This is a genomic window from Mesorhizobium sp. M7A.F.Ca.MR.362.00.0.0, assembly GCF_004023175.1.
Taxonomy (GTDB): Bacteria; Pseudomonadota; Alphaproteobacteria; order Rhizobiales; family Rhizobiaceae; genus Mesorhizobium.
Window position 1 is genome coordinate 1 of the sequence record NZ_RZTF01000083.1, and the last position, 6,495, is coordinate 6,495.

Genomic DNA, 6,495 nt, shown 5'->3' on the forward strand with positions numbered 1-6,495 from the left:
GTTTACGGCGTGGACTACCAGGGTATCTAATCCTGTTTGCTCCCCACGCTTTCGCACCTCAGCGTCAGTACCGAGCCAGTGAGCCGCCTTCGCCACTGGTGTTCCTCCGAATATCTACGAATTTCACCTCTACACTCGGAATTCCACTCACCTCTCTCGGACTCGAGATTGCCAGTATTAAAGGCAGTTCCAGGGTTGAGCCCTGGGATTTCACCCCTAACTTAACAATCCGCCTACGTGCGCTTTACGCCCAGTAATTCCGAACAACGCTAGCCCCCTTCGTATTACCGCGGCTGCTGGCACGAAGTTAGCCGGGGCTTCTTCTACGGTTACCGTCATTATCTTCACCGTTGAAAGAGCTTTACAACCCTAGGGCCTTCATCACTCACGCGGCATGGCTGGATCAGGCTTTCGCCCATTGTCCAATATTCCCCACTGCTGCCTCCCGTAGGAGTTTGGGCCGTGTCTCAGTCCCAATGTGGCTGATCATCCTCTCAGACCAGCTATGGATCGTCGCCTTGGTAGGCCATTACCCCACCAACTAGCTAATCCAACGCGGGCTCATCCATCTCCGATAAATCTTTCTCCCGAAGGACGTATACGGTATTAGCTCCAGTTTCCCGGAGTTGTTCCGTAGAGATGGGTAGATTCCCACGCGTTACTCACCCGTCTGCCGCTCCCCTTGCGGGGCGCTCGACTTGCATGTGTTAAGCCTGCCGCCAGCGTTCGTTCTGAGCCAGGATCAAACTCTCAAGTTTTGAAACTTTGATTGGCTTTTATCTGGTCACGCTTTGAATTGACGAGAACATTCACACCTAGACACTCACGTGTCTTGGTAGACTTTATTCTCTCAAAACGTGTCCGCCAAAGTCTCGTTCGAACCTCATACCCCTGGCGGGATAAGAGGTTCAGCAGGACTCTGCCGCCCACGTTTCTCTTTCTTCATTATTCAATTTTCAAAGAACAGACACCGCAAACGCAATGTCGTGGCCCGCTTCGCTTTTGGCTCCGGGGCCGTCCGAGTGTCGCTTACGCGGCTCTCTTGAATTTCGCTAAGGGCAGGCTTAGAAGCAAACTTCTTCGTCGCCAGCGGCGAGCCGCCCTCGTTCGTGAGGCGTATATAGTCGCCACCAACGACAACTGTCAACACACATCGACAATGTTTTTGAAGTTTTTGCGACAGAAATTTCGGACCCGATCTGCCGATAGCCGACTGCCCCAGGGGAACGCTGGCAATACCGATTGGACGGCAGGGAAGGAGCCCTATTGCCGCCGCATTGCCGTTCGACACCAAAGCCAACGAAAGTGGGCGCCGCCGACGGAGCAGCGCCTGTCTTACGAGCCCTCTATATAGGAGTGTGCGATGGGCCTTGCAGAGAAGGTACACCGCCCCGCCTGGCAGAGCGCTCTATAAGAGAAGTGCTTGGGGGCAATTCGTTCGGAGCCTGGCGCTTCGTTGACTTCACCTGCCATGACAGGCAAATGTCACGGCCACAACAAAAGCGACAAGCCGTTCCGCCCGGGGAAGAAGCAGCCTTTCTGGATGCCAGACACGGAAGATGTCATAGCCGAACTCGGCAACGAGCCGCCGCTTATCGCGGATGGCCGCAGCGGCCCGCCCGACCGGCGCGAGGTTTCTGCACGCTGGCTGTCGGGAACATTTCTCACTGGCGTCACCTCAAGCGTGCTGATGGGCGTGGCGCTGTTCGCCGCCCTTGACGGCCGCCAGCAACTGGCCACCCCACCCGAGATCGCCGAGTTGATCAGCCTTGCCGGCAACGGGGATTCCGGCGAAGTCGCCAAGACCACCAGGCTGGTGGCGCCGCGTCAGATCGCAAAGGCCAAGGACCGTCGCCGCATGGAAGTGTCGATGGTCACCAAGGTCGGCGACCGCGACGTCATCCACACCATGCCTTTCGTCCAGATCAAGATGGCCCTTGCCGCCGGCCACACCACCAGCCGCGCCTACCCACCCTTCGACCCGATGCAGGTGTTCGGCGACGACAGCGACGACAATGCCCAGCCGGCGACGGCCTCTGCCGCTTCCGGCCAGATCTACGGCGCCAAGGTCGAAAGCGAGATGAGCCTGAAGACCGTCGATTTTCCGATCGAAACAGCTTCCTTCGACGAAAAGAGCGACCTCTCCGCCGACGAGGTGGAAAAAGTGGTGCGCGAAGCCGGCACCGACCTCAGCGACGGCGCCGTGCAGGTCGCTTCACTTCACTATGTCGACCCGCAGCGATTCGGCGAAGCTTTTGCCGAGAGCATGGCGGGCTCCTACGACGTCAAGATCGTGCCGGAAAATGTCTCGGTGGCGCCCCGTGCCACTGTTGACGACCAGGCGCCGGCTTTCGCCGAGGAAATCATCCCCTTCACCAAGGATCTCGACGTCACCGAGGCTTTTGCCAATTCGGGCTACACGGGTGAAGATGCCACCGGAATGGCCGAAGCTATCGCCAAGTTGCTCAACGCAACAGCGCTCAAAGCTGGAACCGTGCTGCGTGTCGGCCTCGAGGTTCACGGCGATGCCGCCAAGGTCGTGCGCACCAGCGTCTATGACCGGACCCAGCACATCGTCACCATCGCGCTCAACGATCGCGGCCAGTATGTGCCGGCGCAGGAACCGGATCCGAACCCCGAATTGCTGACGGCCTTCGATGATTCGTCGGCGCCCGTGGTGGTGCGCGGCAACCTGCCCAACGTCTATGACGGCATCTACCGCGCCGCCTATTCCTACGGCATGTCCAAGGCGATGACGCAGCGGTTGATCAAGTTGCTGGCGTCCGACGTCGACTTCCAATCCCGCCTCAGCCCCGCCGACCGCATCGAAGTCCTGTTCTCGCAGCCCGACGGTGACGACCAGACCTCGGACAGCTCCGAGCTTCTTTACGTCTCGGCGACGTTCGGCGGCCAGACCCGCAACTTCTACCGCTTCCAGATGCAGGACGGCGGCACCGATTATTTTGATGAGGACGGCTCGAGCGCCGAGCAGTTCCTGTTGCGCAATCCCCTGCCCGCCGGGAAATTCCGCTCCGGTTTCGGCGCCCGCAGGCATCCGATCCTCGGCTATGTCCGCATGCACACCGGCGTCGATTGGTCCGCGCCGATCGGCACGCCGATCATCGCCGCCGGCAACGGCACGGTCGAGAAGGTCGGCTGGGCCGGCGGCTACGGCAAGCAGATCATCATCCGCCATGCCAATGGCTATGAGACATCATACAATCACCAGAGCGCCTTTGCCAAAGGCATCGAACCGGGCGTGCACGTCCGCCAGGGCCAGACCATCGGCTTCCTCGGCCAGACCGGCCTCGCCACCGGCCCGCATCTTCACTACGAGCTGATCGTCAACGGCACCAAGGTTGATCCGATGCGTGTCCGCCTGCCGGTCGGCAAGGTGCTGAAGGGCGATGACCTCGTCGCCTTCAAGCGCGAGCGCGAGCGCATCGACGAACTGCTGAAGCAGGAAGACAGCGATTCGCTGAAGGTTGCGAGCGCCAAGATCGACGGTTGACCCGCTTCAGCCTTGCCGATCTTCGGCCTGTCGCGGCCATGGCAATCGCTCACCGGGAATGGTCGTCCAGGCGATGACAGCCGCAATCAGGCAAAGCAGCGCGGTCACCGAAGAAACCGCGGCAAAAGCGGCATCGCTGGCGGCGAGCCTCGCCGCATCGATGGCCAGCGCAAGCCCGGCTGGCGCCGGTTCACCAAATCCTGGGATGGCGGACGTTGCGCTCGCGTCCAGCGCATTCGCGTAAACCCATGCGGCAAGCGAGCCCATCGCCGCCACCGCGATCAGACCGCCGATGCGTGAGACGGCATTGTTGATGCCGGAGGCGGCCCCCGTGTCCTTGTCTTCCACCGCCGTCATGATCGCGGTCGACAAAGGCGACACGACCAGAGCCATGCCGAGCCCCATCAGCGCCATCAGCGGGAATATTCCAATCCAGAAATTGTGGATACCGGCGTAGGTGAGCAAGGCCAGCCCGGCAAACGCGAAAGCCACGACCAAGCTGCCGCAGGCGATCGGAAAACGTGGTCCGATCCGGTCCGAAAGCTTGCCGACCGGTCCCGACAAAAGCGCGATCAATGCCGACAAGGGCAGGAAGATGAAGCCGACCTCGGCCGTGCTCAGATCCCAGCCGGCGATCAGCAGCATCGGCAGATAGAAAAGGTTGGCCGATAGCGCAAAATAGAGGAAGAATGTCGCCACATTGGCGCCGGCGAAAGCACCGACGCGAAACAGGCTGAGGTCGATCATCGGCTCGCGCTGCCGAAGCTCGAAAACGATGAAGACAGCCAGCAGTACGACGCCTGCGGCAATGCTCGGCCCTGCCATGAGGCCCTCGCCGCTGGCGCTCATCGAGGTCAGCCCATAGGCAAGCGCGCCGAAGGCCAATGTCGCGAGCGCTGCACCTCCGAGATCCAGGCTGCGTTTCTCCGTCGGCGTATCGGCAGGAACCTTGGCCAGCAGAAGCCAGATCGAGATCAAGCCCAGCGGCAGGTTGATGGCGAAGATCGCCCGCCAGATGCCGTCGCCGAAGGCCGACAGCACGAAACCGCCGAACACCGGGCCAAGTGCCGTGGTCAGCGCTGAAGCCGCCGCCCAGATCCCAATCGCGCGGCCGCGTTCTTTCTTCGGGTAGGCCTTGGCGATGATGGCGAGGCTGCCGGGCACCATGATTGCCGCACCGATGCCCTGCAACGCGCGAAATGCGATCAGCACAATGGCATTCGGCGCCAGCGCACAGGCCAGCGAAGCGACGATGAACAGCGCAATGCCGGACACGAAGGCGCGGCGCAGACCGAATCGGTCGCCGGCGGCACCCCCGGCCAGGATCAGCGCCGACAGCGTCAATGCATAGGCATTGGAAATCCACTGCGCCTCGGCAAGGCTGGCGCCGAGGTTGACGCGAATCGCCGGTGTGGCGATGGCCAGGATCGAGCCGTCTATGAAGCCAAGCGCCGAGGCCAGAATTGCCGCGATCAGCACAAATCGCCGCTGCGACTGCGGACAAAACGTTCCATGCGTGACCGGGCTGGTCAGCGGGACCGCGGCAGCTTTGCTCGGTGAATGCATGAAACCTTGCTTAAACCCCTAGCGCATCGGCAACAACCGGCCAGTGGCTTGCAGTCATTGAAACCAGCCGTTTGGCCAGGGTTGCACCCTGACAGGGTGCAAATGGCACAGTCATGCCAGCCCCGTTACGTGCAGCCGGCGGGGATTTCGATGAGGCGGCCGCTTGAAAGCTCGGCTTCATCCTGATCATGCAGCTGGTCTATGCCGCCGCACTTCCCAGTTCACTGCTGCGCAAGGTTATCGGCTGAAGGTCCGCCGACAAACTCCACCGTGACACCCGGCGAAACCAGCTTGGCCAACTCCCGCGCATCCCAGTTGGTCAGGCGTACGCAGCCATGGCTTTCGGTCTTGCCGATCTTCGACGGATCCGGCGTGCCGTGGATGCCATAGGTCGGCTTGTCCAGGGCGATCCAGACCGAGCCGACGGGACCGTTCGGGCCCGGCGGAATGGTCAGGACTTTGTCGTTCTGGCCCTGCTTGAAATTGATGCTGGGATTGTAGGTGTAGTTCGGATCGAGCGCGACGCGCGACACCGTGTGAATGCCGGACGGTGACGGCGTGTCCGATGAGCCGATGGTTGCGGGATAGGCCGCGACCAGTCTGCCGCCGGCATCATAGGCGAAAACCTCTTTCTTGTCCTTGTCGGCGACGATGCGGGCCACCGGCGTCGAAACCAGTTTGCCGAAATTGGCGACCTTGATGGTCGTGCCGGGACGATTGAAATCGAGGTCCGGGTTGAGCGCTTTGAGATAATTCTCGTCCATGTGGAAGCGCTCTGCGAGCGCCTCGGTCACCGACGTATAGCCCATGCGATCGAGTTGCGCCTTCTGGCTATAGTCTTCCGGGATCGACGCGACATAGGGACCGGCCGCATCCTCCGCTGTGATCGTGTAGTTGGCGAAGGCATCGCCGCCGGATTGCGCAAGTGCCGCCTGGATGGCGACCGCGTCGGTCGATCGCAGATTGGCGCCGGTGATCTGGTTGTAGGCAGCGAGCGCCTTGTCGACATTCGAACCGAAACGCCCGTCGATGACGCCAGGCGAAGCGCCACCCCGGTCTAGCAGCACCTGAAGGGCGGCGACATCCTGGCGCGCTCCCAGCGAAAGTGCCGGGGCAACAGTGGTCTTGCCCCCAGCCTTTGGCGGCAGTGCCGCCTGATCGGCTGACGTCGCCGGCTGGGCAGGGTCAATCGAGGCTTCGTTCAGCGGCTGGCGCTTGATGGTGCCCGGCTTCGCCGGCTGCGGCGCGTCGGGATAATTGTCGTCGTAGCTGCCATCGTCCTGCGGTGCGGGAGGATAGGCTTCGACGGAATTGTCCCCATAGGGATCGTACTCGTCCGCCGGCGGCGGGATAACGCGGCCTTCCTCTTCCAACTGCTGGCGCCGGAACCGCGCCATGTCTTCCGGATCGTCGAGATA

3 protein-coding genes and 1 rRNA gene are annotated in these 6,495 nt (G+C 61.5%); 1 reads left to right on the plus strand and 3 read right to left on the minus strand.

Going from position 1 to position 6,495, the window contains the following annotated elements; translation table 11 throughout:
• Positions 1 to 758 (minus strand): 16S ribosomal RNA (locus EOC06_RS13370); the annotation flags it as partial.
• Between the two features lie 785 nt (positions 759 to 1,543).
• Between EOC06_RS13370 and EOC06_RS13380 the strand changes: the two genes are divergently transcribed.
• Entirely contained in the window at positions 1,544 to 3,511 is a 1,968-nt protein-coding gene (locus EOC06_RS13380) for a M23 family metallopeptidase (RefSeq protein WP_164748944.1), read from the plus strand.
• Positions 3,512 to 3,517: 6 nt separating this feature from the next.
• Here EOC06_RS13380 and EOC06_RS13385 read toward each other — a convergent pair whose 3' ends face one another.
• A complete protein-coding gene (locus tag EOC06_RS13385; RefSeq protein ID WP_128307975.1) occupies positions 3,518 to 5,077 on the minus strand; it encodes an MFS transporter in 1,560 nt (519 codons plus the stop codon).
• 221 nt (positions 5,078 to 5,298) lie between these two features.
• Positions 5,299 to 6,495, minus strand: a 1,197-nt coding sequence (locus EOC06_RS13390) for a L,D-transpeptidase family protein (protein ID WP_245469562.1), incomplete at its 5' end; no start/stop codon positions are given.

Excerpts from the sequence above, each read along its gene's own strand:
- EOC06_RS13380 (WP_164748944.1), top strand. The coding sequence starts at position 1,544 with ATGCCAGACACGGAAGATGTCATAGCCGAACTCGGCAACGAGCCGCCG.
- EOC06_RS13385 (WP_128307975.1), bottom strand. The coding sequence starts at position 5,077 with ATGCATTCACCGAGCAAAGCTGCCGCGGTCCCGCTGACCAGCCCGGTC.